20 protein-coding genes are annotated in these 25,264 nt (G+C 44.8%); 7 read left to right on the plus strand and 13 right to left on the minus strand.

The window, feature by feature from the left end:
- Positions 1-25 precede the first annotated feature (25 nt).
- From NX845_RS14100 to NX845_RS14150, 11 genes are all read right to left on the minus strand, one after another.
- Positions 26-1,438 (minus strand): NUDIX domain-containing protein, encoded by a 1,413-nt coding sequence (locus tag NX845_RS14100; RefSeq protein WP_065682180.1) that lies wholly within the window; start codon positions 1,436-1,438, stop codon positions 26-28.
- A gap of 72 nt (positions 1,439-1,510) precedes the next feature.
- Positions 1,511-1,990 carry a GNAT family N-acetyltransferase gene (locus NX845_RS14105; RefSeq protein ID WP_065682181.1) on the minus strand — a complete coding sequence of 160 codons (480 nt, stop codon included), beginning with the start codon at positions 1,988-1,990 and terminating at the stop codon, positions 1,511-1,513.
- 227 nt (positions 1,991-2,217) lie between these two features.
- A complete protein-coding gene (locus NX845_RS14110) occupies positions 2,218-2,619 on the minus strand; it encodes a glycine zipper domain-containing protein (protein WP_017062298.1) in 402 nt (133 codons plus the stop codon).
- A 238-nt stretch (positions 2,620-2,857) separates the two neighbouring features.
- Entirely contained in the window at positions 2,858-3,304 is a 447-nt protein-coding gene (locus NX845_RS14115) for a hypothetical protein (protein WP_009846621.1), read from the minus strand.
- A gap of 147 nt (positions 3,305-3,451) precedes the next feature.
- Positions 3,452-5,356, minus strand: a complete 1,905-nt coding sequence (locus tag NX845_RS14120; RefSeq protein WP_065682182.1) for a propionyl-CoA synthetase — start codon at positions 5,354-5,356, stop codon at positions 3,452-3,454.
- A 118-nt stretch (positions 5,357-5,474) separates the two neighbouring features.
- Positions 5,475-6,647, minus strand: coding sequence for a 2-methylaconitate cis-trans isomerase PrpF (gene prpF, locus NX845_RS14125; protein ID WP_065682183.1), 1,173 nt, complete (start codon positions 6,645-6,647; stop codon positions 5,475-5,477).
- Positions 6,648-6,656: 9 nt separating this feature from the next.
- On the minus strand, positions 6,657-9,293 hold the full coding sequence (gene acnD, locus NX845_RS14130; RefSeq protein ID WP_065682184.1) for a Fe/S-dependent 2-methylisocitrate dehydratase AcnD: 2,637 nt from the start codon (positions 9,291-9,293) through the stop codon (positions 6,657-6,659).
- A gap of 101 nt (positions 9,294-9,394) precedes the next feature.
- Positions 9,395-10,609 (minus strand): 2-methylcitrate synthase, encoded by a 1,215-nt coding sequence (gene prpC, locus NX845_RS14135; RefSeq protein WP_065682185.1) that lies wholly within the window; start codon positions 10,607-10,609, stop codon positions 9,395-9,397.
- A gap of 146 nt (positions 10,610-10,755) precedes the next feature.
- A complete protein-coding gene (gene prpB / locus NX845_RS14140) occupies positions 10,756-11,652 on the minus strand; it encodes a methylisocitrate lyase (protein WP_065682186.1) in 897 nt (298 codons plus the stop codon).
- A gap of 100 nt (positions 11,653-11,752) precedes the next feature.
- Positions 11,753-12,472 (minus strand): GntR family transcriptional regulator, encoded by a 720-nt coding sequence (locus NX845_RS14145; protein ID WP_017071741.1) that lies wholly within the window; start codon positions 12,470-12,472, stop codon positions 11,753-11,755.
- 379 nt (positions 12,473-12,851) lie between these two features.
- The gene (locus NX845_RS14150; RefSeq protein WP_139101536.1) at positions 12,852-13,973 is read right to left on the minus strand and encodes a multidrug effflux MFS transporter; all 1,122 of its coding nucleotides are present in this window, start codon (positions 13,971-13,973) and stop codon (positions 12,852-12,854) included.
- 98 nt (positions 13,974-14,071) lie between these two features.
- Between NX845_RS14150 and NX845_RS14155 the strand changes: the two genes are divergently transcribed.
- Positions 14,072-14,836: a helix-turn-helix domain-containing protein gene (locus NX845_RS14155; protein WP_065682188.1), complete on the plus strand. Its 765-nt coding sequence runs from the start codon at positions 14,072-14,074 to the stop codon at positions 14,834-14,836.
- A 31-nt stretch (positions 14,837-14,867) separates the two neighbouring features.
- Here the strand turns inward: NX845_RS14155 and NX845_RS14160 are convergent, their stop codons facing one another.
- Positions 14,868-18,038, minus strand: a complete 3,171-nt coding sequence (locus NX845_RS14160) for an HD domain-containing phosphohydrolase (protein ID WP_260256936.1) — start codon at positions 18,036-18,038, stop codon at positions 14,868-14,870.
- A 450-nt stretch (positions 18,039-18,488) separates the two neighbouring features.
- Here NX845_RS14160 and NX845_RS14165 point away from each other — a divergent pair, with 450 nt between their 5' ends.
- The 5 genes from NX845_RS14165 (at position 18,489) to NX845_RS14185 (ending at position 23,136) form a co-directional block, all read left to right on the plus strand.
- Positions 18,489-19,460 (plus strand): tripartite tricarboxylate transporter substrate binding protein, encoded by a 972-nt coding sequence (locus tag NX845_RS14165; protein WP_065682190.1) that lies wholly within the window; start codon positions 18,489-18,491, stop codon positions 19,458-19,460.
- A gap of 245 nt (positions 19,461-19,705) precedes the next feature.
- Positions 19,706-20,206, plus strand: coding sequence for a tripartite tricarboxylate transporter TctB family protein (locus NX845_RS14170; RefSeq protein WP_004733594.1), 501 nt, complete (start codon positions 19,706-19,708; stop codon positions 20,204-20,206).
- A gap of 10 nt (positions 20,207-20,216) precedes the next feature.
- Positions 20,217-21,737, plus strand: a complete 1,521-nt coding sequence (locus NX845_RS14175) for a tripartite tricarboxylate transporter permease (protein WP_065682191.1) — start codon at positions 20,217-20,219, stop codon at positions 21,735-21,737.
- A gap of 191 nt (positions 21,738-21,928) precedes the next feature.
- Complete coding sequence (locus NX845_RS14180; RefSeq protein WP_065682192.1) at positions 21,929-22,687, plus strand: sulfite exporter TauE/SafE family protein; 759 nt, start codon at positions 21,929-21,931, stop codon at positions 22,685-22,687.
- Positions 22,688-22,944: 257 nt separating this feature from the next.
- Positions 22,945-23,136, plus strand: a complete 192-nt coding sequence (locus NX845_RS14185; RefSeq protein WP_004733590.1) for a hypothetical protein — start codon at positions 22,945-22,947, stop codon at positions 23,134-23,136.
- Between the two features lie 122 nt (positions 23,137-23,258).
- On the opposite strand, the gene NX845_RS14190 is transcribed toward NX845_RS14185, so the two are convergent.
- On the minus strand, positions 23,259-23,672 hold the full coding sequence (locus tag NX845_RS14190; protein ID WP_017093987.1) for a VF530 family DNA-binding protein: 414 nt from the start codon (positions 23,670-23,672) through the stop codon (positions 23,259-23,261).
- 425 nt (positions 23,673-24,097) lie between these two features.
- Between NX845_RS14190 and NX845_RS14195 the strand changes: the two genes are divergently transcribed.
- Positions 24,098-25,258 (plus strand): HD-GYP domain-containing protein, encoded by a 1,161-nt coding sequence (locus tag NX845_RS14195; RefSeq protein ID WP_065682193.1) that lies wholly within the window; start codon positions 24,098-24,100, stop codon positions 25,256-25,258.
- The last annotated feature ends 6 nt before the right edge of the window (positions 25,259-25,264 follow it).

A 25,264-nucleotide genomic window follows, 5' to 3' on the forward strand; every position in this document is an offset into this window, starting at 1 on the left:
TTTGATTTTGTGTTAGTCGACTCGCTTACTCTCTTTTCCATGGCAGACGAAATGCCACCACACCAAACAGAATCAATATTGGGAAACGTAAGGTCTCAACGATAAATGAAGCGATGCCACTGAATGAGACGAAACTTCCAGCCCAGCTAATCAGTAGATTCCCCGCTAACAACATAGCCATCACTCCAAATACAATCTTGAATGAGAACTGGCCGACCAAAGGCTTCGAATCCGTTAACGTTACTAAGCATGCAATCGTCATCAAAATTGCTACCCAGAAAGAGAATGTTGGCAGTGGCCATATCACCGTGAGAACAATCGACAGTAAGCACAATGCCCACCAAACACCTTTAGAACTCAATAAAGCACTAATATCAACATCCGGTTTCGCGTCTAATCTCACGATGTGCCAAGTCGTTAACGCGCCCAATACGCCTCCCATTAAGACATCACTAAAGAACGCACTGCCTGAATAAGACGTAAATAGCATAATCCAAAATAGGCCCGCGAGCACTATCAAAATCGATTTTTGCTCCAAGAGGCGCTTTAGTTTCCAAAAGACTAACAAGGTTAAACTCACCCACAAGCCAGCCAATAAACTTGGAAAGCTATACCCACTGCTCATCACTAGCTTCAATGTTGGCAAGTAAGCATGCGGACGTGGAAAACCAAACCCTTGGTGGGCGATTAAAGTGAGCAATGTCACCGAGATCAAAGTGAAGCCAAACTTCAACGCGAAGTTACGGCCAAAATGCCAAGCAATTAGCGGCAATATCACGATGAAAACCCATGGCTTCGCTAACGAGTCAGTTAAAAGCACAGTATTCGCAAACACGCTTGGCATATTATCGAACGCGTTTTGAAGCGACACAATCCAATCTAATTCAACTTGATGAACCTTAGGTGCTGCGCCCACCAGCTCAGTCACATACGTCACCGGTTGGTCTGTCGCGGATAGAAAGAATTCGTTAATCTCAGACCACTGTTCTGGATAGCGGTATTGGTGATCTTGTAATTCAGTAGGAGGCAGTAACATCGCTCGGCTGACTTCTACGCCGTAATGAGGAGCAAACCAGATTGGTAGCTCAAAGCCACCTAACTCATTTCGAGCTTTGTAACTGATCACTTCAGAGTCAGAGACACAATCATACACAACGGCACTGTCGGTATATCCCAACACATCACCGACCGTTACCGACAACCCCGCCTCTTCCCAAGTTTCTCGTTGCGCCGCGACCGATGGCGGTTCACCAGAAACCACAGTGCCTCCCGGTAGAGACAATTGACCTGTAATCAACTCATCAACCAACACGATTTGGTTATCAGCACGTACTACACACAAGGCGCCCGCGATATGATCGGGCAAAGTGTTGCTTGCCCAAGCGGAAGTAGTACTCAAAAGAGACAATATGAAAACTAATAAATATCGAATAGCCAACGAGTTTACCTAAAAATAAGAGAAAAAGTTAAAGACTGCTTTAGTGTAATCAAACACGCACAAAATCGCTGTCTACGTTTTGTGCAAAGCCTTCCTCATCCATTGAATGTGAGGTGTGAACCCCATTTTTTGATAGAAGTCCTTGGCAGGTGAATTAAAGTCCCAAACCTCTACAAAGACTTGTTCAACCCCATAATCATCAAAAGTCGCTTCAACTTTGCTAAACAACTTTTCAGCAATCGATTCTTTTCGATAATCAGGCAAGACAAACAGTTCATCGACACTCCCCATCGGCACCGGTTTACTCACCGTTGAGATAAGCTCACAAAAATGTCCGGAGATAAAGCCAACAATGAGCTCACCTTTTAATGCCACATAAACCAAGCATTCAGGATCATCCAAGTAACGTGCAATGCTTTTTTCCTGCTCAATCTCTTCTGCCGTTTTAAAGTGCTCTGGGCTAGCAAGGTGGTGATGATGGTGGAGATCGAACATTAACTCGTTAAGTTGTTCCAGATCCGCGTGCTTTGCGGCCCTTAAGGTGACATTCATGACTATTGCGCTTCTCAAACCAAATTAATATCTAAACTGAGTCTAGTTTACTTGCCACGAGTATCTATACAAGTTATTGAATTAATTCATTGTTTGAAGTGTGTATTTTAGATACAAAAACGGCCACATTACGTGGCCATTCTGTTTGAATAATTTTCAATTAAACGAATATCTAGGCTTTAGCTTTAGCTTTAGCTTTAGCTTTAGCTTTAGTTGTAGCTTCAGCTTTATGCGCCGTTGTCCTCTTTCTCTTCTTTGAGATCAGCAAGCTGTTGTTCTAGTTCAATAAGCTTAATTTCAGCCTCTACTTCAGCAACTCGCTTTTCTGCATCGGTACGATTGTCTTGCGCCAGACCATCAGCAGTGACTTGGGTTCGTTGTGCGTTTCTTGCATCGTCCGTATCTTTCATTGAACCAGCAACACCACCGGTCACACCACCCAATGCAGCACCCTTCACGGCTAAGCTCGCATCTCCAGTTAGAGCGCCTGCTGTCGCTCCTAATAAAGCACCACCCACAGCACCACGATTACGTGCAGCATTCTCATTTTCGTTATCCATTGCTGGTGATGCGCAACCAGAAAGAGTCACAATCAGTGTCGCTAAAAGAAAAGGTTTAGTGAATTTCATAGGAGTCTCGCTTAGTTCTTCGTTTGGAATAGAGCCATCTTAAGCAGAACCGTTAATGAGATAAATAAAGCCACGTTTAGACGATACATCATGTTCAGTTATGTATCATTCAACCATCGCATAAGTGCTTATTGATATATATCTTTGAGCTCGCCTTAGCCTGACAAACAAAAAAGGCGACCAATTAGGTCGCCTCAATCGCTCTTTCTCTATAATTATTCTCTTTCAGATGTCACTCTTAGCCTTTGGACCAAAAGTTTTGCATATTTTCTGCACTAGGCGGTGGCCTAACACCGCAATCTCGATAATGATTTTTATCGCCGATCCCCAGTATCTTGCCATTTTCGTCATCAATCATTGCGGCAACTTTAACACCGTCTCCTACATGACGAGTCAACACAACAATTTCACCAGCTCTTTCAGATCTTACCGCGCCTAAGATTTGATATTCGTAGCGGCCTTTCCTTGAATTAACGATCATCTTCGAGTTAATCGGGTCGGCTTCATAACCCACGCCCATATCAAAAACCGCTTGATAGAGATCGACGCCAGTCTTGGACACACATTTAAATATCTTGGGATGACTCAATGGCTCTAGCAACGCCCTACTCGCTTCATCCTTTGAAATACTGGCACTAGCAGCACCACTGACCAGTAAAGCAATCAACAAAAAGTAAGCTCGCATAAAAAGACCTCAATATGTGGGATTCATAATGAGGTCATAGTAAACGCAATGGATAAGCGGATGAATAAAGTAGAGTTTAGGTAAACCATCACGCTGGGTTATGCATTAATAAACAAGCCGAAGGTGAGATTACCTAAACTGCGACGTCTATTTGCCGAGCCTTTCAGCAATTTCAGTTAAGCTGGTAGGGTCGTCAATCGTCGAAGGCACCACATATTGTTCACCTTCTGCGATCTGTCGGATAGTTCTGCGTAAGATCTTACCTGAACGTGTCTTGGGTAGTCTCTCAACAACCAAGGCTTGCTTAAAACAGGCGACCGCGCCAATCTCATTGCGAACCTTGCCAACCAACTCCGCTTGTAACTCAATGCCATCGACTTTTACGCCATCTTTTAACACAACTAGACCTAATGGAAGTTGTCCTTTTAAGTCATCGTGAATACCGACTACCGCGCATTCTGCAATGGCTGGGTGACCACCCACGATTTCTTCCATTTCTCCCGTCGACAGACGGTGTCCCGCTACGTTTATCACATCGTCGATACGGCCCATGATAAATAGATACCCATCTTCATCAAGATAGCCACCGTCCCCAGAAACATAATAGCCCGGGAACTGACTCAAATAGCCGGATTCAAACCGATCATGATTGCGCCATACCGTGGGTAAACAACCAGGCGGCAATGGTCGTTTAAGTGCCACAAACCCTTGTTGATTCGTTTGTGCGATTTCACCCAACTCATTGAGGATCTCCACTTGGTAACCGGGTACTGGCTTGGTTGAAGAACCCGCTTTTACAGGCAAAGATTCAAGCCCTGTTGGATTGGCAGAAATAGCCCAACCCGTTTCGGTTTGCCACCAGTGGTCGATAACCGGTTTATTGGTATGAGACTCGACCCAATCCAATGTTGGCGGGTCTAAGCGCTCACCAGCCATGAAAATCGACTTGAGCGATGATAAGTCATACTTGGTGAGCAACTCGCCTTCAGGATCTTCTTTCTTGATTGCTCTAAATGCCGTTGGCGCGGAAAATAACACATCGACGTTGTACTCTTCACACACACGCCAGAATGCGCCGGGATCTGGTGTTCTTACTGGCTTGCCTTCAAACAAAATGGTCGTACAGCCATGAATCAATGGCGCATACACAATATAGGAATGCCCCACTACCCAGCCGACATCAGAAGCTGCCCAAAACACACCATCTTGCGGCATATCGTAGATAGTGCTCATCGAGTATTTCATCGCTACCGCATGACCACCATTGTCACGTACCACGCCTTTTGGCTTACCCGTCGTTCCTGATGTATACAAGATATATAGTGGGTCAGTTGCTAGAACAGGCACACACACGTGAGGCAAAGCATCCTCAACCGCTTGTTGCCAAAGTACATCGCGTTCATTGTTCAATTCGGCTAGAGACAGCTCTCTTTGGAATACCACCACTTTTTCGGGCTTCCAACGACTGTCCATGATCGCTCGATCAACCATCGGTTTATATGGCAAGACTTTGTTTATCTCGACACCACAGGAGGCAGTAATCAAGACCTTCGGTTCAGCATCTTCGATACGAACGGCAAGCTCATGAGGAGCAAAACCACCAAACACCACCGAATGCACCGCGCCTAGTCGAGCACAAGCCAGCATTGCCATTGCCGCTTCAGGAATCATTGGCATGTAGATCACCACACGATCGCCTTTGGTAACGCCTTGCGTGGCTAACATACCTGCGACTTTTGCCACTTGGTCACGCAATTGATTGTAAGTGTATGAGGATTGATTTCCTGTAACTGGAGAATCGTAAATCAGCGCGGTATTGCCACCACGGCCATTTTCACAATGGTAATCAAGCGCCAACCAGCAGGTGTTCATCACCCCATCAGGAAACCAACGTTCAATACCGTTATCGTCAGTTTGTAATATCGTTTTTGGTGGTTCAAACCAATCTATCGCTTGTGCTTGCGTTTCCCAGAACGAATTGGGGTCTTCCCTAGCCCATTGATACTCGGTGATGTAATCTGTTTTTCTGTTCATTCGATTCGTAGCAGACATAGTGCCTCCTCCATGATTTATCCATTATTCCAAGCGCCTAGCTTTTGGCAGTAGCACTTGATTGCACTCTTTTCTCAGCGTTGTGTTCGTGAACATTTAACCGTTCACGACAGTCGCTTTACTTGGGAAAAGGCACACGAATGGCACCTTCCATGATCACTCGGGCACTGCGACTCATAATCGCCCGTTCTATTTTCCAACCGCTTTCCGTCTGAATAGCTTTAGCACCCACTTTTAAGGTTCCTGATGGATGACCAAAGGTCACAAAATCTCGGGAACCCTCACCGGCTGCCAAGTTCACTAACGTACCTGGCACACTCGCCGCTGAAGCAATGGCGACCGCAGCTGTCCCCATCATGGCGTGATGCAGTTGTCCCATAGACAAAGCACGCACCAGAAGGTCAGTATCTTCGGCAGCAACCGATTTACCACTGGAGGCTTGGTACGCTTGAGGCTTAGCAACAAACGCGACTTTAGGTGTGTGTTGGCGTGATTCAGCTTGTTCTAAAGAATCAATAAGACCCATAGCTACTGCACCATGTGCTCGGATGGACTCAAACAGAGCCAAGGCTTTGGCATCGCTATTGATATCGGATTGAAGCTCTGTGCCTTGGTAACCAACCGATTCAGCATCGACAAAAATGGTGGGTATTCCGGCATTGATGTATGTCGCTTTAATACACCCCAGATCTGGAACATCTAAAAAATCGACAACATTCCCTGTTGGGAACATAGAGCCACTCGCATCGGCTGGATCTAGGAAATCGACTTGGATCTCAGCGGCGGGGAAAGTGACACCATCGAGCTCAAAGTCACCTAACTCTTGGACTTTCCCATTGGTGATAGGTACATGAACAATAATGGTTTTCTCTATGTTCACTTGCCATACTCGCACTTCGACCACACCGTTTTCTGGAATACGATTCGAATCGACTAAGCAACTATGAATTGCAAATGGGCCCACTGCAGCAGACAGATTGCCGCAGTTACCGCTCCAATCGACAAACGGCTTGTCTATTGCTACTTGGCCGAATAAGTAATCAACATCGTGATCGGCTTTACTGCTTTTCGAAACAATAACGGTTTTACTGGTACTGGATGTTGCACCACCCATGCCGTCGGTTTGTTTGCCATAAGGATCTGGACTACCAATCACGCGCAGAAGTAATGCGTCTCGAGCTTCTCCGGCAACTTGCGCAGCTTCAGGTAAGTCACTTAAGTTGAAGAAAACGCCTTTACTTGTTCCGCCCCGCATGTAGGTAGCAGGTACTTTTATCTGTTTGATGTTCATAACTAGCTCCTACTGTGCGAGAAAGTCTTTAGCGAAACGTTGCAATACGCCACCAGCGCTGTACACATTCACTTCGTCTGCGGTGTCTAGTCGGCAGGTCACAGGAACATCAAGCTTTTCACCGTTTTTACGAGTGATAACTAGAGCCAAATCAGAACAGGCTTCAATGTCACCGTACACGTCGTAAAGCTCGGTGCCGTCCAGTTCTAAGGTGTTGCGATTGTTCCCCGCTTTGAATTGCAGAGGCAGCACGCCCATGCCAACCAAGTTGGTTCTGTGAATTCGTTCAAACCCTTCAGCAACAATCACTTCAACACCCGCTAAGCGCACACCTTTGGCAGCCCAATCACGTGATGAACCTTGGCCATAATCGGCACCCGCCACGACAATCAAAGGCTGTTTACGGTTCATGTAGGTTTCTATCGCTTCCCACATTCGCGTAACTTGGCCTTCGGGTTCAACTCTTGCTAATGAACCTTGCACGACTTCTCCAGCGTCTTTCACCATTTCGTTAAACAGCTTAGGGTTAGCGAACGTTGCTCGTTGTGCGGTTAAGTGATCACCTCGATGGGTCGCGTAAGAGTTAAAATCCTCTTCCGGCACTTCCATTTTGGTGAGGTATTCCCCCGCAGCGCTCGAAGCGAGAATCGCATTTGAAGGGGATAAGTGATCTGTGGTGATGTTGTCACCCAGAATCGCTAAAGGTCTCATACCAGATAGGCTTCGTTCTCCCGCAAGAGCCCCTTCCCAATAAGGTGGTCTGCGAATATAGGTACTTTGAGGTCGCCAGTCATAAAGCGGTTCAGTCGTCACCTGTTCCTCGTCTGGCTGGAACATTTTCACGTAGATTTGTTGGAATTGCTGAGGCTTAACGTGCTCACCGACAACGGCATCGATCTCGGCATCACTCGGCCATAAATCACTTAAGTAGATTGGCTTACCATTGTTGTCGGTGCCTAAGCTGTCTTTCTCGATATCAAAGCGAATCGTGCCAGCCAACGCGTAAGCAACCACCAATGGCGGTGAGGCTAAAAACGCTTGTTTTGCATAGGGATGGATTCGACCATCAAAGTTTCGATTTCCTGACAACACAGCGGTTGAGTACAGGTCGCGGTCGATGATCTCTTGTTGGATTGTAGGATCCAACGCCCCACTCATTCCGTTACAGGTAGTACACGCATAACCCACGATACCGAAGCCTAATTGTTCCAGCTCAGGTAGCAAACCTGCCGACTCAAGATAGAGCTTGGCAACTTTAGAACCTGGAGCAAATGACGTTTTCACCCACGGTTTACGAACTAATCCAAGCTGATTGGCTTTCTTAGCCACCAATGCTGCGGCGACCACGTTTCTCGGATTACTGGTGTTAGTACAAGAGGTAATTGCTGCGATGATCACGGCACCATCGGGCATCTGATCATCGCTGTACTGCTTAGCATGCTGCTCTTTCCAAGATGCTTGACTGATGCCTTGTTCAGCCAGCTCTCTGGTTGGCAAACGACGATGGGGATTGGATGGCCCTGCAAGATTGCGCTCAACCTTCGATAAATCAAACTCTAATACACGTTCGTATTGAGCAGAGTCTAGATCGTCAGCCCATAGCCCGGTTTGCTTGGCGTAGCGTTCGACTAGTTCAACCTGCTCAGGCTCTCGACCAGTGAGTTTCAGGTATTGAATAGTCTGCTCATCGATGTAAAACATACCCGCTGTCGCACCGTACTCTGGCGTCATGTTGGAGATGGTTGCGCGGTCACCAATGGTCAGTGCACGAGCCCCTTCACCGAAGAATTCCAAATAGCTTGAGACCACTCTCTCATTGCGAAGGAACTCAGTAATCGCAAGCACAATATCCGTTGCGGTGATCCCTTCTTGTCGTTGACCCGTTAGTTTAACGCCGACAATATCAGGCAAACGCATCATTGACGGACGACCGAGCATCACAGTCTCAGCTTCCAAGCCGCCCACACCAATCGCAATAACGCCCAGAGCATCGACATGAGGAGTATGGCTGTCTGTGCCGACACAGGTATCAGGAAACGCGACGCCTTCTTTAGATTGAATAACTGGAGACATTTTCTCCAAGTTAATCTGGTGCATGATCCCGTTACCAGCAGGGATCACACTCACGTTTTTAAACGCGGTTTTACACCATTCAATAAAATGAAAACGGTCTTCGTTTCTCCGCTCTTCAATCGCGCGGTTTTTATCAAAGGCTTCGCTATCAAAGCCTGCGTGTTCCACTGCCAGAGAGTGATCAACAATCAGTTGGGTTTCAACAACGGGGTTCACCTTGGCAGGGTCTCCGCCTTGGTCGGCAATCGCGTCTCTTAATCCAGCCAAATCAACCAAGGCTGTTTGACCAAGAATGTCATGACACACCACGCGCGCAGGATACCAAGGGAAATCTAGGTCGCTCTTACGGTCAATGATCTGTTTTAAGCTGTCTTCAAGAGTTTCAGGATCACAGCGTCTTACTAATTGCTCTGCCAATACTCTCGACGTATAAGGCAAGGTTTTATAACTGCCCGGAGATATCGCTTCTACCGCTTCGCAAGCATCGAAATACTCTAAATGGGTTCCGGGTAAAAGTTTCCGGTACTGATTTTTATCAAGGTACTGAGCTTGTTCAAGTTTTACATCAGACATACATCCACCATTATCTGTTAAATTCTATTCGTTGGTTCTCGAGGCCTTATCACAAGAAGAGAAAAGTCACCTCGATATATAAGTCGGCTCGATATAGAGGACTAACGTAGATGAATAGGCAGCCAGTCTTGATGTTCTGGGCCGGTGTAGTCTGCACTTGGACGAATAATTCGATTGTTTTCTCTTTGCTCGAATACGTGTGCCGTCCAACCCGTAAGGCGGCTCATCACGAAGATAGGAGTAAACAATTGGGTTGGGATGTCCATGAAGTGATAAGCCGATGCATGGAAGAAGTCAGCATTACAGAACAAGCCTTTCTCGCGCTTCATTACCGCTTCAACACGTTCTGAAACGGCGTAAAGCTGTTCATCTCCCACCTCTTGAGCTAACTCTTTTGACCAACGCTTGATTAGCGCATTTCGGGGGTCGCTCTCACGGTAAATGGCATGACCGAAGCCCATGATTTTGTCTTTGTTAGCAAGCATCTGCATGATGTTAGTTTCTGCTTCATCAGCGGTTTGCCAATCTTGGATCATTTCCATCGCCGCTTCATTTGCTCCACCGTGCAATGGGCCTCGCAAAGTACCAATCGCTGCGGTGACACACGAGTGAATATCCGACAACGTTGATGCACACACACGAGCCGCAAAGGTTGAAGCATTAAACTCATGCTCCGCATACAGAGTTAGCGAGCAGTGCATCACCTTCTTATGAAGTTCACTAGGTGTTTTATCCGTTAGCATTTTCAAGAAGTAGCCACCCAGACAGGCTTCACTTTGATCTTCAGTATCAATTCGCACGCCATCATGGCTAAAGCGGTACCAATAACAAATAATGGCAGGGAAAAGCGCGAGCATTCGTTCAGTCGCAGGCAGTTGCTCGGAGAAGTCAGACTCTTGCTCTAGATTACCTAGCATTGAACAGCCCGTTCTCATCACATCCATTGGATGAGCGTCTGCAGGGATCAGTTCTAAGGCCGCTTTCAAAGGTTGAGGCAAGCCGCGCAGACCAACTAACAATATTTTGTAATCATCGAGCTCTTTTTCAGTGGGTAAGTGACCTCTTAGTAGCAGATGCGCCACTTCTTCGAACTGAGCATGATTAGCAAGGTCGGTTATGTCATAGCCACGGTAGGTCAAACCCGTTCCTGACTGGCCTACCGTACATAGCGCCGTAGTTCCCGCACTTTGGCCACGTAGACCAGCACCACCTATTGCAGGTGCGCTTACTGGTGTACTTGCTGTTTTTGCGCTTTGTTGTTGGTTTTCTGTTGAAGCCTTATCGACAGCTGCTTTATCACTCAAAGATACAGACATGGTGAACTCCTTTTCTGTGTTAGCCGCCTGCACTCTTTGGTGCTGCCTGTTTATGTGTCCGATGATCTTTATCATCGGTACTGGATATGGCGACTAACCATTTCACGTTATTGGATTAAGTTGATTTTTGATTAATTGAAACTGGTTTACCCTTCACTTGAAAACAACTGATCAAGCTTGTTCTCGTAGTCGTGGTAATTAAGGTGTTCGTAAAGCTCTTTACGGGTTTGCATTGAATCCAACAGAGCTTCCTGATTGCCTTCAACTAACAAGTGCTTGTAAACATTCTCAGCCGCTTTATTCATCGCACGGAACGCACTCAATGGGTAAAGCACCATGTCGACACTTGATTGGGCTAACTCGTTACAGTTGTAGAGTGGTGTTTGGCCGAACTCAGTGATGTTCGCGAGAATAGGCACATGCTTACCCGTTGCTGATTTCAAAGCTGCCGAGAACTTCACGTATTGGTCGAGTTGATTCATCGCCTCAGGGAAGATCATGTCTGCGCCCGCTTCAACACAAGCTATCGCTCGCTCAATTGCGCTATCAATGCCTTCAACCGCCAATGCATCCGTACGCGCCATAATCACAAAGCTGTCATCGGTTCTAGCATCGGTTGCCGCTTTGACTCTATCGACCATCTCTTGCTGACTTACAATCGCTTTATTTGGTCGATGACCACAGCGTTTCTGGGCCACTTGGTCTTCCATATGGATTGCTGCTGCGCCTGCCTTCTCCATAGCACGAATGGTACGTGCAATATTGAATGCGCCACCAAATCCCGTATCGATATCCACCAGCAATGGCAGATCACACGCGTTGGTAATACGTTCAACATCCACCAACACATCGTTCAATGTCGTAATACCTAAATCAGGCAAACCATAAGACGCATTGGCGATACCTCCACCCGACAAATAGATCGCCTGATGCCCTAAGTTCTTTGCCATCATCGCGCAATACGGATTCACCGTACCGACGATCTGCAATGGCTCGTTGTCTTGCACAGCTTGTCGGAACTTAGCTCCTGCTGATAACTTCATAATGACGCTCCCTGTTAATTGTTTATTTCTAGCTAATCTTTAAGACTTACGGCTTTTGATTATCGCCAGCACTGATCTGCTGACAGGTTCCAATGGTCGCTTAATCAAGATCTTTGGATTGAATTTGTTGTTCTATAAGCAATCGACTACCCGAGATGTGTCGTCGCATTAGCATTTCTGCTAGCTCTTCATCACGATTACGAATCGCTTGTAGGATGTATTTGTGTTCATCGAGCGCCTCTTTTGGTCGAGACTGAGCCCTAGGCGATTGATAGCGATACATGCGTAATAGGTGATAAAGCTCATCACACAGCAGCGAAATGAGTTTGCTGTTACGACTCGCTTTGATAATGCGGTAATGGAAATCAAAATCCCCATGTTGATGAAAGTAAGAAGAACCTTCGACTTCATCGATGTGCTTTGAGTGTGTCGACAATAATCCTTCAAGCCCGATAAGCTCTTCTTGTGTAATATGTCGCGCGGCTAAGCGAGCCGCCATGCCTTCCAATGCCTCTCGCACCGCGTAAAGCTCTAGCAGTTTGTCTGCAGAAAAAGTAATAACTCGCGCACCAACATGTGGAATACGTTCTATCAGGCCAAGTCCTTCCACACGCATTATCGCTTCACGTAATGGACCTCGACTTACCTCGAAGCGTTTAGCCAGTTCAGGCTCCGAGATCTTACTGCCCGGTGCTAATTCACCGTTAACAATCGCCTCAACGAGGTACTCAGTCAGATTTTCCGACTTGGTGTTTTCTTTGTCGCTCACACGTGTTTTCGTGTTTGCACTTAAGGTGAGATCTTTTATCGCAGTATTCATATTCACGCTGCTCACTTCTGATTGCCGACCCTAACTGTCAACAATTTCATAACATGAACATAAAATACACGATCAAATTGTCGACAATCAAGTAGATTGTCGACAATTTAGACTAAGGTAGTATTTTTTATAGACGATAAAGTTTGTTAGAAAACACGCAAATAATAACTTAACCAGCTGTTAATAAATGAATTAATCTAGAAGAAACTCAACAAACCCTGACTTACCCTACAATTATTAGAAATCGATGTGTCGACAACTTGCCATCCACCTTTTAGATATAGTATTCATTTCTACTCATCAGCGATTTAGACCAAAAAAAAGAGAAGCAATGATCGCCTCTCTTTATTATTCACAAGGTTAACACTCTTAAAATAGGTTAATCACGAGACATCAACATGGTGCTTGCCAATAACGACATTCCTATTAGCACAACCCCTAAGTTACCAATCTCACCAGCAAGTCCTAGTCCCCCACCAATTAAACAGTAATACAACAATCCTAGAACCGCCCCTGCCGTGCCTGCTTGCTGTTTATAATTGACCAACGCCGTACTAAATATATTAGGACTTGCCATACCAAACCCTACAACCACAGCAGCCATTCCTAAAAGAAACCAAAGGCTGTCTTGGCAAAAGTACACCTGAACAGCCCCAACAAAGCTGATTAACACCGCGATCTGAATGAGTCGTTGGGAACCCCATTCTTTTACCAGCAATCGTTTATTCATCGAGCTTCCTAAAACAGATGCTGCCGCTAATATCACGCCACTGTAACCAAATTCAATGGAACTTAAGCCAAACTGGCTGAACATAAATGGCGCTAAGGAATAATAGCTAAACATCATGACATTAAAGCAAGCCACAAGAATCGCACTTTTCCAAATATCCCTATCTTTTAGCATTATCGTGAAAGTACCAATAAAGCTGACTGTTTTAGTATCAGCAGGTTTCGTTTCGGGTAAAGAAAAGGCCGATACGATCAGCAATATAAAAGCCATGACAAGCAGTAAACTGAACACCACTAAGTGTCCAAAATATTCAGCAATCAATCCTCCTGACATTAAGCCAACAACAGGGCTGATTGATACTGCAACAATTGCTAGCGAAAACACTTTCCCTAGCTCTTTGCCTTCATAGCTATCTCGCAATATTGTTTGCCCAATAACTGAGCCTACCGCCGCCCCAAAAGCTGAAACAACCCGCGCAATCATGACCATATCAAATTGAGTTGCCGTGATGGCTAACAGGCAACCAACACCATAAGTAAACAAACCACACAACATCGCTTTTCTGCGGCCAATAAGATCAGAAACTCGTCCCCAAAAAACAACACCCACAGCAAAAGCAATAAAGTAAATCGACAAGGTTTGACTTGCACTTGCCATTGATACACCAAAATAATCAACTAAGTGCGGCAATACTGGGCTGTAGATAGTTTCAACAATTTGGGGGAACATCAACAGAATGATGATCAGTCCCATATGGGGTTTTTTATTCATATTATTCTCTTCTAAAACTGGAATAAGAGAAGTATATGGATTTCATTTGTGTTCAAATATCAACAGTAGAACAACAAACATCAAAATAAGGACAAATCATGTTGATCGATGACAACACACCTTTTTATGTTGATGGAATGCCCTATCCCTTTGTCGGCATTGCTGCCCAAGTCGGCAGGCACGATTCTGGTATGCATACACACAACCGTACACAATTGTTATTTGCACCACATGGTTGCATCAGTATTACCCTCGACGGAATGCATTGTGTGTTGCCGCCCACCAAAGTTGCCTGGATACCCGCGGGAATTGAGCATTGTGCAACCATGACCAATGTCGTGGCCTATCGTTCGCTTTATTTTGATCCTCTTCGCATTAAAAACTTGCCTGAAGAGTTAAGTATTCTTAACGTCACACCACTACTAAAGGAGTTGATCGAACGAATGGCTTTTTGGGATTGGGATAAACCTAATGAAGAGCAACAAAACACATTGGCGTTGTGTTGCGAGGAACTTTCTTACGCAGAAAGGAACGAGCTAACGCTGCCTTTACCCAAAGATAAACGATTAGCGTTGTGGTTAGAAAAAGTAAAACTAGGAACACAGTTACCTCAACCACTCAATGAAATGGCCAAGCATATTGGAGCAAGCAGCAAGACCGTAAGCCGATTATTCATCAAAGAAACGGGGATGCCTTACCAAGCTTGGCGTCAACAATGGAGGCTGTTAAGTGCCATTGAGCAATTGTCAGAAAAAAAGAGTGTCTCTGCGGTTGCCCACGAGTTAGAGTTCTCCAGTGACAGTGCGTTTATTCATTTCTTTAAGCAACACACCGGAGAAACCCCAACTCACTACATGAAGTGACGTCAACAGCCATTCATGCTTTCTGGCAAAGTTAAGCAGCGACGCCTTCAACTACATATTTTGATAGGTCTATATGATCGATCTGTTCCGGTTTTAAATACGTTTCGGCATAACGGATATGTGTCCCGCTAGTTAGAAACAACCTAAACAGTTCTATATCGAGATGCTCGTCCAACGCCATTTTGTACATGATGTCGACAGCAACACTGATTGGCTTCGCTTTCTTGTACGGCCTATCCGCAGCAGTTAGCGCCTCAAAAATATCCGATATCACGAGAATACGTTCTGGAATTGAAAGATCATCGCCAGTTAACCTCCTTGGATACCCAGTGCCTTTGAGTGTTTCATGGTGCGTCGAAGCATAGCGAGGAACACGGCTTAGTTCTTTCGGGAATGGCAGGTTCTCAAGCATCTTAATCGTGCCAAGCATATGCTCATTTATCTTGAATCGGTCTTCAGCAGTTAACGTGCCACGTGCAATGCTCAGATTGTAGACTTCGCCTAAGTTGTATAGGTGCTCCGGCACATCCATTTTGATTTGATATTTCGGGTCGAACTCTAACGGCCTATCTCTTTTCACTATATGTTCAGGCTTATCACTTAACAGCAGCTCTGTCGCTGGCAAGCTTGAACTCGATTCTCGATTCAAGGCTTCTATCGGTGATAGACCAAGTTGGTCATCAAAATTACGCATCCAAGTCGTCTCAGCGATCGAACGAATACGAGCAACTTTGTCGTCACTCATGAACTCACCACCAACGTTCGACGTAGCGATAAAGGCAAAGTCATCTTGTAGCTGCTGCTTCGTTGCCGTAAGTTCATCGGCTATCAGTTGCGTTGATAGCGTACCATCAAGTTGTTTTCTCAAAGCGGTGATTTCCGCATCACGCCAAAGTACTTCAAATCGAGTTCTCACCTCGTGGATTCGGTTGTAGTTCGCTTCTAACTTCGTACCTTTATCGACGATGTGTTCCGGTGTCGTGATCTTGCCACAATCATGAAGCCAAGCCGCAATTCTAAACTCACGGCGTTCGTCATCATTTTTAAACTCAAAGTCTTTGAAGTGCTCAGACTGCGATTGTTCCGCCGCGTCAGCCAGCATCAAGCCGAGTTCTGGTACACGATTACAATGCCCTGCCGTATAAGCGGACTTATCATCGATCGCTTGAGCGATGAGCTTGATAAACGACTCAACAAACGCCTCTTGCATCTGTTCATGTCGTTTAATCTCCATAGCCATATCTTTTACAGCAACAGATAATTCCCACACTTCTTTGATTCGAGTATCAAGAATTGTCACGTTGTCATAATCACGCAGCTTAACCTTATGAGTCTCTTCCTCTAATTGGCGAATTGGATGCACTATCGGCGCACCAAAAACCCAAGCAATAGGCAACGTCAAACTCATCAGTAACACCGTTACACCAACAGAGGTTGCTAGACGTTTATTGACTGTACTGAAGACTTCAGATTCGGGAATCAATACCGCAAAATACTCAGAGTAGTGTTCGCCCGTGTCTATTTTCTTTAAATAGAGATGCTTGATCTCGCCATTCAACTCTACCCTTACCATACTGCCTTCAACCGTTGCTTCCTTAGTCAAATCATAAAGTTCAGTATAAGGAACCGTCGTATTCGTATTAAAGCCGGTATCATGCAGCCACTTTTTCGCTAAGGCATCAAGTTGTTCACCACTTAACTTACTGATAGCTTGATCAATGATTGGGAGCAATTGTTTATGCTTGCTCTGCAGCACCAAATGGAATTGGTTTGAGTAGTTCTGTTTTAGATCTTCTAGAGTCCCATTGACAACAAGGCCTGGTTGGAAAAACCTATCTAATGCAAACGAGAGTACGGGTTCTGCTTCTAAGAAAGCAAAGTTCTCTTCGCTTTCAATTGAATTAAATGCAGACTCTAGGTTTTCAAATTCAACTAAATCAATGTTCGGAAAATCCTCTCTCAACTTAGGAATAATTGACCACCCAGATAAAATGGCAACTTTTTTACCCTCAAGCTCGGCATAATTAGTGACAACCTTCGCGCCGACCCTTGTCACGATAGAAAATGGCAATTCATAAATTGGAGTCGTGTATAGGCCATCTATGCCATTATTTTTATAATGTTGAACCGATTGCAGGCCATCAATACTTCCTTCTTGAAACTTACTGACAAGCTCGCCCCAAGAGAAACCATTAACAAATTCAAACCTGATCCCTGTCATCTCACCAATCATTTTAAGAAGGTCTATCGCATAGCCGTTTGGTTTTCCCGCCACTGAAAAGTCCATCGGCCCCCAATCATTTTGATTAGACACTAACAGCGGAGGGGTATCGTTAATCAAGGCTTGCTGCTCAGACGATAGCATCAATGTTGATACATCAAACTCCGATTCCTGATTGTTAACCTTGAGGTTAGACGCAATAATATTACCCGATTTCGAATATAAGAAAGACTCAACCTTACTGTCTTCTGCTAAGCCAAGCGCCGTACCTGATAGTTTGCTAGCTAAAGAAGACAACACAATATCAATACCAATCACATGTTGAACTTCAGATTCGATTTTCGAATCAAACGCTAAAGAATAAGTTTGCCCGGTAATTTGTAAATGCTGGAAAAGATATGGCTGAGTTTTTTCGACCGACTGAACATTGGCAGAAACATACCAAGGCCTGGTTGTTGGAAGGTAGTTGCTCTGCTCCGTAGTTGAGTTTCTTAGCGTAAACTCTTGGTCAAAATATTTCGTCGTACGGACGCGCTCCTCCCTTATATTATGAATCTCAACCACAACCCAACGGTCCTTTTGTTGTGCACCGATTTTTTCTCTAACGACAGGGGCAGATTCTAGATTAATAATTTGGAAGAAGTTTTCATTAGATGAGCCAATGTAAATACTATAAAAGAGAGGGTTATCTTTAATTGCTTCTGAAAGAATACTACGCGACTCTTCTTTCGATATTTTGTTACTTATAGAACGTTTCACTGAAGAAAGTAAACGCGCGGTATTGGCTGCGTCAGAATCAACCGCGCCGATATAGTTACTCAGCTCTTGGGACACCATCGTCAACTTTGATAGGGTATTCTCAGTCGCCATTTTTTTACTGAAGTAATATTGCAGTGAAACCGCAACAACAGCGGTAAGAAATGTCGCGAGTAAAAACATTCCTCCAACAGTAAATCGTAACGAAATTTTTTTGTCTGTCATTATTCGATCCTTGAATAACCACTAGCTCAGAAATGTAACGTGCCAGCTATAATCATATTATTACAGTAGCACTGCACACCTAGCAACATATTATTCTATATATTAAAGAGCGCCTCTCCATATCACTCTTTGTGTCGCAATAAGTACCCTCTTTAATGATACACAGCAGTATAAAGCGACCAACAGTCAAAAAAATTGTTCACATAAACTCAAGAAAAACCTAGTTATTATTGCTAGAAGAATCCTACAGCCACCTCCCCGTGAACTTTATGAACAATATTAATCCAATGTTCTTTATTCTCAATATCGCCGCATTACAGACATTTCGTTAACACACCGTTAACTTTAACGTCATCTACTAAGCAATACCCTATTCGTGTATTTAGTAGCTGGATATAAAACATAAGTTTCTCTCCATTGAAGAGATCCCTTACATAAGGAACGTGAACCATGTTCAAGGCACTGAAACCTACTCTTGCGGCTTCTATTATCGCAGCAACCTTTTCTTTCAACACTTTTGCTGCTGACGTAGAAAAAATCCACTTCCTAATCCCTGGCGGCGCTGGTGGCGGTTGGGATATGACAGCTCGTGGTACGGGTGATGTATTGGTGAAATCAGACATCGTAGAAAATGTCTCTTTCCAAAACCTTTCTGGTGGTGGCGGCGGTAAAGCGATTGCTCACCTAATCGAGACGGCTCAACGCCAAGAAGACACGCTAATGGTGAACTCAACGCCTATCGTTGTTCGTTCACTAACGGGGATCTTCCCACAATCTTTCCGTGACCTAACTCCTGTAGCAGCAACCATTGCCGATTACGGTGCAATCGTCGCGTCTGCGGATTCTAAGTACAACACTTGGGAAGACGTCGTTAAAGAGTTCGAAATCAACCCACGTAAAGTGAAAATTGCTGGCGGCTCAGCTCGTGGCAGCATGGACCACCTTGTGGTTGCTGCAGCGTTCAAAGGCGAAGGTTTTGATGCTAAAAAAGTACGTTACATTGCCTACGATGCTGGCGGTAAAGCGATGGCGGCACTGCTTTCTGGCGAAACACAGCTGCTTTCTACTGGCCTTGGTGAAGTGCTAGAGATGTCTAAGTCAGGCCAAGTAAAAGTGCTTGCTGTGACGGCGCCAAAGCGTCTTGACGCTGCACCGAATATCCCAACACTAACTGAGTACGGCAACGAAACCGTATTCGCTAACTGGCGTGGTTTCTTTGCGGCACCTGGCACAAGCCAAGCGAAGATCGACGAGTGGAATGTAGCGCTTGGCAAAATGTACAAAACCGATGAGTGGCAAGTGGTTCGTGACCGTAACGGTTGGATCGACAACTACAAAGCTGACAAAGATTTTTACGCCTTCCTAGAAGATCAAGAAAAACAGATGGGCGACCTAATGCGTGAGCTTGGTTTCTTGAAATAACCAACAACCATAGAGGGCTTATGTGCCCTCTTACTCTTTCCTTGTTTCGCCGTGCATGAGTTAACTTCAAACTCCTTTGTTTATTCGTAGACGTATTACTAACGCTTGCCGATTCGTTGTAAACGCAAGTGGCTGATAAACCAGTACCGTAATTCGCTTACCTTTGGTTAGTGATCCCAGACATTTCATTGACTCGCTCATGTACGGCTTTTTTACTTTTTATACCACCCCAAATGGAGTTGGATATGTCGGACTTACCAACCAAATTTCTGAGTAAGGAATCTTTGCTTTCGAAGGATCGCATCGGAGCCATGCTCTTTATGCTTGCGTGTTTATGCTATGGCTACCAAACCACGCTGATTCCTTTGTTCCCCGGTGACGAGTACGAACCCTTCACAGCAAGAACCTTACCTATCCTGCTAACGTTTATCGGCATTGGCCTTTCGTTGATCCTGCTTATAACCGGACAGCCGGATAAAAAAGTCACATGCGACACTACGCCGCTGAACTGGAAACTGCTTATTGGCTTCTTGGTGTTAATGGCTCTGTACGGTGTTGGGCTGACTTATCTTGGCTTTGTTTTAGCAACCAGCTTCTTCTTACTTGCAGGCTTTTACCTACTGGGTGAGCGCCGCAAAGCTGTCTTATTTGGCGCGTCGTTTCCTTTCGTTATCGCGTTCTTTCTTTTATTAACTCAAGGCTTAGATATCTACCTAGAGCCTGGTTTAATCTTCACTCTTTGGTAGGGATAACATTATGTTAGACGGAATTTTACAAGGACTTTCGACCGCCATGATGCCAATGAACATCATGATGGTAATTGTTGGCTGTTTTGTTGGTACCTTTATTGGGATGCTACCGGGACTCGGTCCAATTTCAGCAATCGCGTTGATGATCCCTATTACATACGGCCTAGACCCTTCTTCTGGCCTAATCTTGATGGCTGGTGTGTACTACGGCGCTGTATTTGGTGGCTCGACGTCATCAATATTAATCAACGCTCCAGGTTGCTCTTCAACGGTAGTAACCGCATTCGATGGCTACCCGATGGCACAAAAAGGCCAAGCTGGTAAAGCACTTGCACTCGCGGCTTACTCTTCTTTCACTGGCGGCACGCTTTCGGCAATCATGCTTTTGATTGCGGCTCCGGCTTTAGCAAGCGTGTCATTGAGCTTCCAGTCTTCAGACTACTTCGCATTGATGCTCTTAGGTTTATCGGCAGTAGCGGCGTTTGCGGGCCCAGGTCAGGTAATCAAGGCATGGATGATGACCATTCTTGGTTTGATGCTATCTACTGTTGGTATCGACAAAGGGGTTGGTGTTGAACGTTTCACATTTGGTCTAACAGACCTGATGGATGGCTTTAGTTTCCTACTCCTTGCTATGGCAACCTTCGCTTTAGGTGAGACTTTAATGGGTATTTTGAAACCAGAGAAAGACACTAGCGGCGAAGAAAGCCAAAAGATGGCTGATATTGGTAGCATGAAAATTACCAAAGAAGAGTTCAAAGAAGTGGCGCCAGTTTCAATTCGCTCTTCAATTCTCGGCTTCTTTACGGGTGTTCTACCCGGTGCTGGTGCAACTATCGCCGCTTTCTTGAGTTACGGTATGGAACGTAGCCTTGCGCCAAAAGACAAACAGAAAGAGTTTGGTAAAGGCAGTATTCGTGGTCTTGTTGCTCCTGAATCTGCAAACAACGCAGCTTCGAGTGGTTCATTCGTTCCGCTACTGACGCTTGGGATTCCCGGCTCTGGTACTACCGCAATCATGCTTGGCGCCCTAATCGCCTACGGTATTCAGCCGGGCCCTCGCTTGTTTGTTGAACACCCAGATGTATTTTGGTCAGTAATCATCTCGATGTACTTTGGTAACATCGTACTGGTTATCTTGAATCTGCCTTTAATCCCTTACATCTCTAAACTACTCGCGGTACCAAGAACGGTACTACTGCCAATGATTATCTTCTTCTCAATCACAGGCGTGTACTTGGTGTCTTTCAACACGATGGATGTTTTTGTAATGCTCATTGTTGCGATGGTCGCGATTGCGCTGAGGTTAGCTAACTTCCCACTTGCCCCATTACTCCTAGGTTTTATCCTTGGTGGATTAATGGAAGAGAACCTACGACGTGCATTGATGATCAGCGATGGCGAGCTGAGCTTCCTATGGGAACGACCAATCACGATGACGTTCACTATTCTGGCTGTGCTGGTATTATCTAGCCCAATCTTAGTAAAACTATTTAGAAGCTTTAAATCGAAGCCAGTAGAAGTGTAAAACTCTACCAAATCAACGAAACCTCAACGAAAGGAGCCATTGGCTCCTTTTTTCGTATCAGCACTTCAAAAAAACCGCAGCTCTAAGATGGTAGCAAACTCACAATCCGACTCCTGAAAAACACATACCCCTGATATTAATAACAAAATCAAGTAAGGTGATTCATCATTTAACGCATTGGATTCAAAACTATGGATTGGTTGATTCTATTCTTATCGGGAGTGATTGGCGGTGTGCTCAACTCAATTGCGGGTGGCGGTAGCTTCATCACCTTCCCTGCTCTTTTGTTCGCTGGAGTTCCACCAATTGCAGCCAACGCGACCAATACCTTTGCTTCATGCGCTGGCTACATTAGCGGAGCCTACGCTCTACGCCACGAAATTCAATCTGGTACTAAGCAGCTAAAACTGACCATTGGTTTGTGTGTAATTGGTGGTGGCATCGGAGCATTTCTACTGCTGCACACACCAGAAGCCCTGTTCACTCAATCCGTTCCTTGGCTACTGCTATTTGCTGCTTTGCTTTTCACGTTTGGTGGCACACTCAATAAATGGCTTAAGCAAGCAACAGTAAAACATAAGCACGCCACCAGCGCAGGGGTATTCTTTTCTGCTTTATTGCTTTTGGTCGTGTGTATCTATGGTGGTTACTTTAACGCAGGTTTGGGGATAGTAACGTTGAGTTACTTAGCTCTGGCTGGTTACACCAACATCAACGTAATGAATGGCATCAAATTGCTCGTGTCTGCGTGTGCATCACTCGCGGCAATCGTGTTCTTTGTTGTGAATGGTTCGATTGATTGGCCGTCAGGCATGGCCGTTTTGTTTGGGACATTGGTTGGTGGTTACTATTCAGCAAAAGTTTCTCGCCGTATCCCACAACAATATGTTCGTACCACAGTGATCATCGCGAGCTTTTTGATCACCGCTTACTTTTTTTATACAAATTAGGTTTTATGTAAACTGGATTTAGTGTCAACTAAACCGAGTACTGTTCTAGGCTTCAAACAGGATGGAGAGACCGAAAAAACTCACCCTCTCAATATCTATCTCGCTATTTTATTGCTTATAAAATAACCAAGCCAAAATATGTGAGGCGAGTCCTTCAATTAGCAAATTTGATAACAATTTAGACTGTTTTTTAGCCTTTATTTGACCAAAGGTGGGATAATTTTCCTGTCGAAAGTGAGACTTCATTAGGAGGTGTTATGAACATTAAACTCGGTCATGTCATGTCATCAAGTCGACTCATTTGCTTTGTCGCTTTTCTTGCTGCCACATTCGCGTGGATTCTAAAAATGCCCGCTCTGTTTTCTGTGTCAGCGCTATTCTTGCTGATCAGCGCCATTGTTTATGTCGTTGACCTTTGGAAGAATCAAAGAAAGAACCGCGAAGCTTAAGACGAGCGACTAAGCGACACGCATTAAAAAAGGAGCGCTTAGGCTCCTTTTGTATTTTGCAGTCAAGGCTTTGGCTATCTAACGATGCTTAACTTACACCTTTACATAGCGACGCATTTCTATTAACGACGAAAATTACGACCGTTACCGCCGCGGCGCTCTTTAAATGCAGACGCGGCTTTAGCTTGTGATGCTAGAATCGATTCAACCGTCAATTCCATTGGCTCACGTGGTTCTAACCCATGGCGGAACGTACGTGAACGCGGAGGCATTTGGTATTCAATATCAGATGCTTTAGGCATACGCTTGAAACGGTAAAGATAGAAGTTTTCAACCTTCTCACGAGCCCATTCAGTCTTCTTCAGATATTTAACAGCACTTACCACCGTTGGCTTAGTGTTAAAGCAGTTCATGCGCATTGCTGCATCCAAAATTTCCCAACCGTAATGATCCACTAATTCAGTGATCATAGTATCTAGCTTTAAGCCGTGCAGTGGGTTGTTTTGTTGCAGTTCGATTCTTTCTTCTTCAGTCATATCTTTACCTTTTTCAAGGCAACTAAAGGCCTTGAATATACTCTAGAACACCGTCATCACTGACCATATCTAGCTCAATCATTTGGGCATATCATCCATTGCCCTTATCTATGCCTTTATGATGGCATAAAGCATGCTCGTTATCCTATTTATCTTTCAATTTAATTTTAAAATGGTCACTTATCATCCTAATGTTGCGTGCAATACCGCCATGCACTCCCGACGAGTACTTCTCTTAGATTTCGACCAAATTCGTTCAAGTTAACAAAAACCATGATAGAAGCATGAAATATCCCTAATTTAAGTAATGAATTATAAACTTATTAGAACGCAGTGTTGCTAATTAACAGCGCGATGCTATGTTAGAAGTGGTATAGAAACCTACAAATAACGATACTAAACAATGATATAATTATAAATAAAGGTTGGCTTTGACCATGTTTGACTACTCCCAAATCAGTAGAGTAGCCGCCCAAGATAAAGACATTATCGCCATCGTTGATGATCTCTTTCGGCTAGCTCGCGAACATTACCCCATTCTGTCTAGGCTCTCGGTTGTGCTATGCAACGAAAATAGAGCGTCGAATTACTTTGTTTCGGACACTCTGTGCCAAGAAGCCGAACATCGCCATGTCGAGCAAGAACTTACGCCAGAATCGGCTTTGTCGCGCATGGCTGAGTCTTTAGATACCCGGATCATCAACGACCTCACCACCATTAGCTCAACCAAACAAATATCTCACCTACTCGATCTCGGTCATCAAAGCAGTTATACAACACCGATTCATCATCAAGAAAGTAATCTTGGGTTTGTGTTTATCAATGCTTCATCGACAGGATTTTTTGCTAACCAAACTATTCAGTGTGATATCGCCTATCTCACTCAAGTCATCTCTAGCCTTTTCGTTCAGTGGTTTGAGCGCCAGCGTCACTTTCAATCTTCTTTAGCGATCGCTTTAAATATGGGTCATGCTCGAGATCCAGAAACCAAAGAACACCTAATTCGCATGGGTAAATACAGTGAACAAATTGCTCGAACTCTGTCGCACACCAAAAGAGAAATTACCCATCAATTCATTCATCGAATCCGGTTATATGCGCCCTTTCACGACATAGGTAAATATCGAATTCCAGATAAGGTGTTATTCAGTAGCGCGCGTTTCAATGAAGAAGAAAGAAACATCATGAACAATCACACCTTGTATGGCGAAGAGATGATTGATGACGTGGTTGCCCTTTCCCACCACAGCTCGATGTGCAGTGAAGAGATTCAATTCATCAAGAATATTGTGCGCCACCATCATGAACGGTTTGATGGCTCTGGATTGCCTGATGCTTTGAGTAATACAGCGATACCACTAGAGGCTCGAATAGTGACATTAGCCGATGTATTCGATGCGCTGATGAGCAAAAGAGCTTATAAGCACGCGTGGTCACTCGATGAAGTGATGGAATACATAGAGGCGCAGAACGGTTCAATGTTCGACCCAGAGTGTGTTGTGGCTCTTAAACAGAACCTAGACGGCTTTATGGCAATTCGGGAGCAATACAATGACGATGCTCAGCCGCATTTAATGACAGCTTAAACTATG

Origin of the sequence: Vibrio sp. NC2, assembly GCF_025195005.1 — a bacterium.
In the GTDB taxonomy this organism is placed as follows: domain Bacteria; phylum Pseudomonadota; class Gammaproteobacteria; order Enterobacterales; family Vibrionaceae; genus Vibrio; species Vibrio splendidus.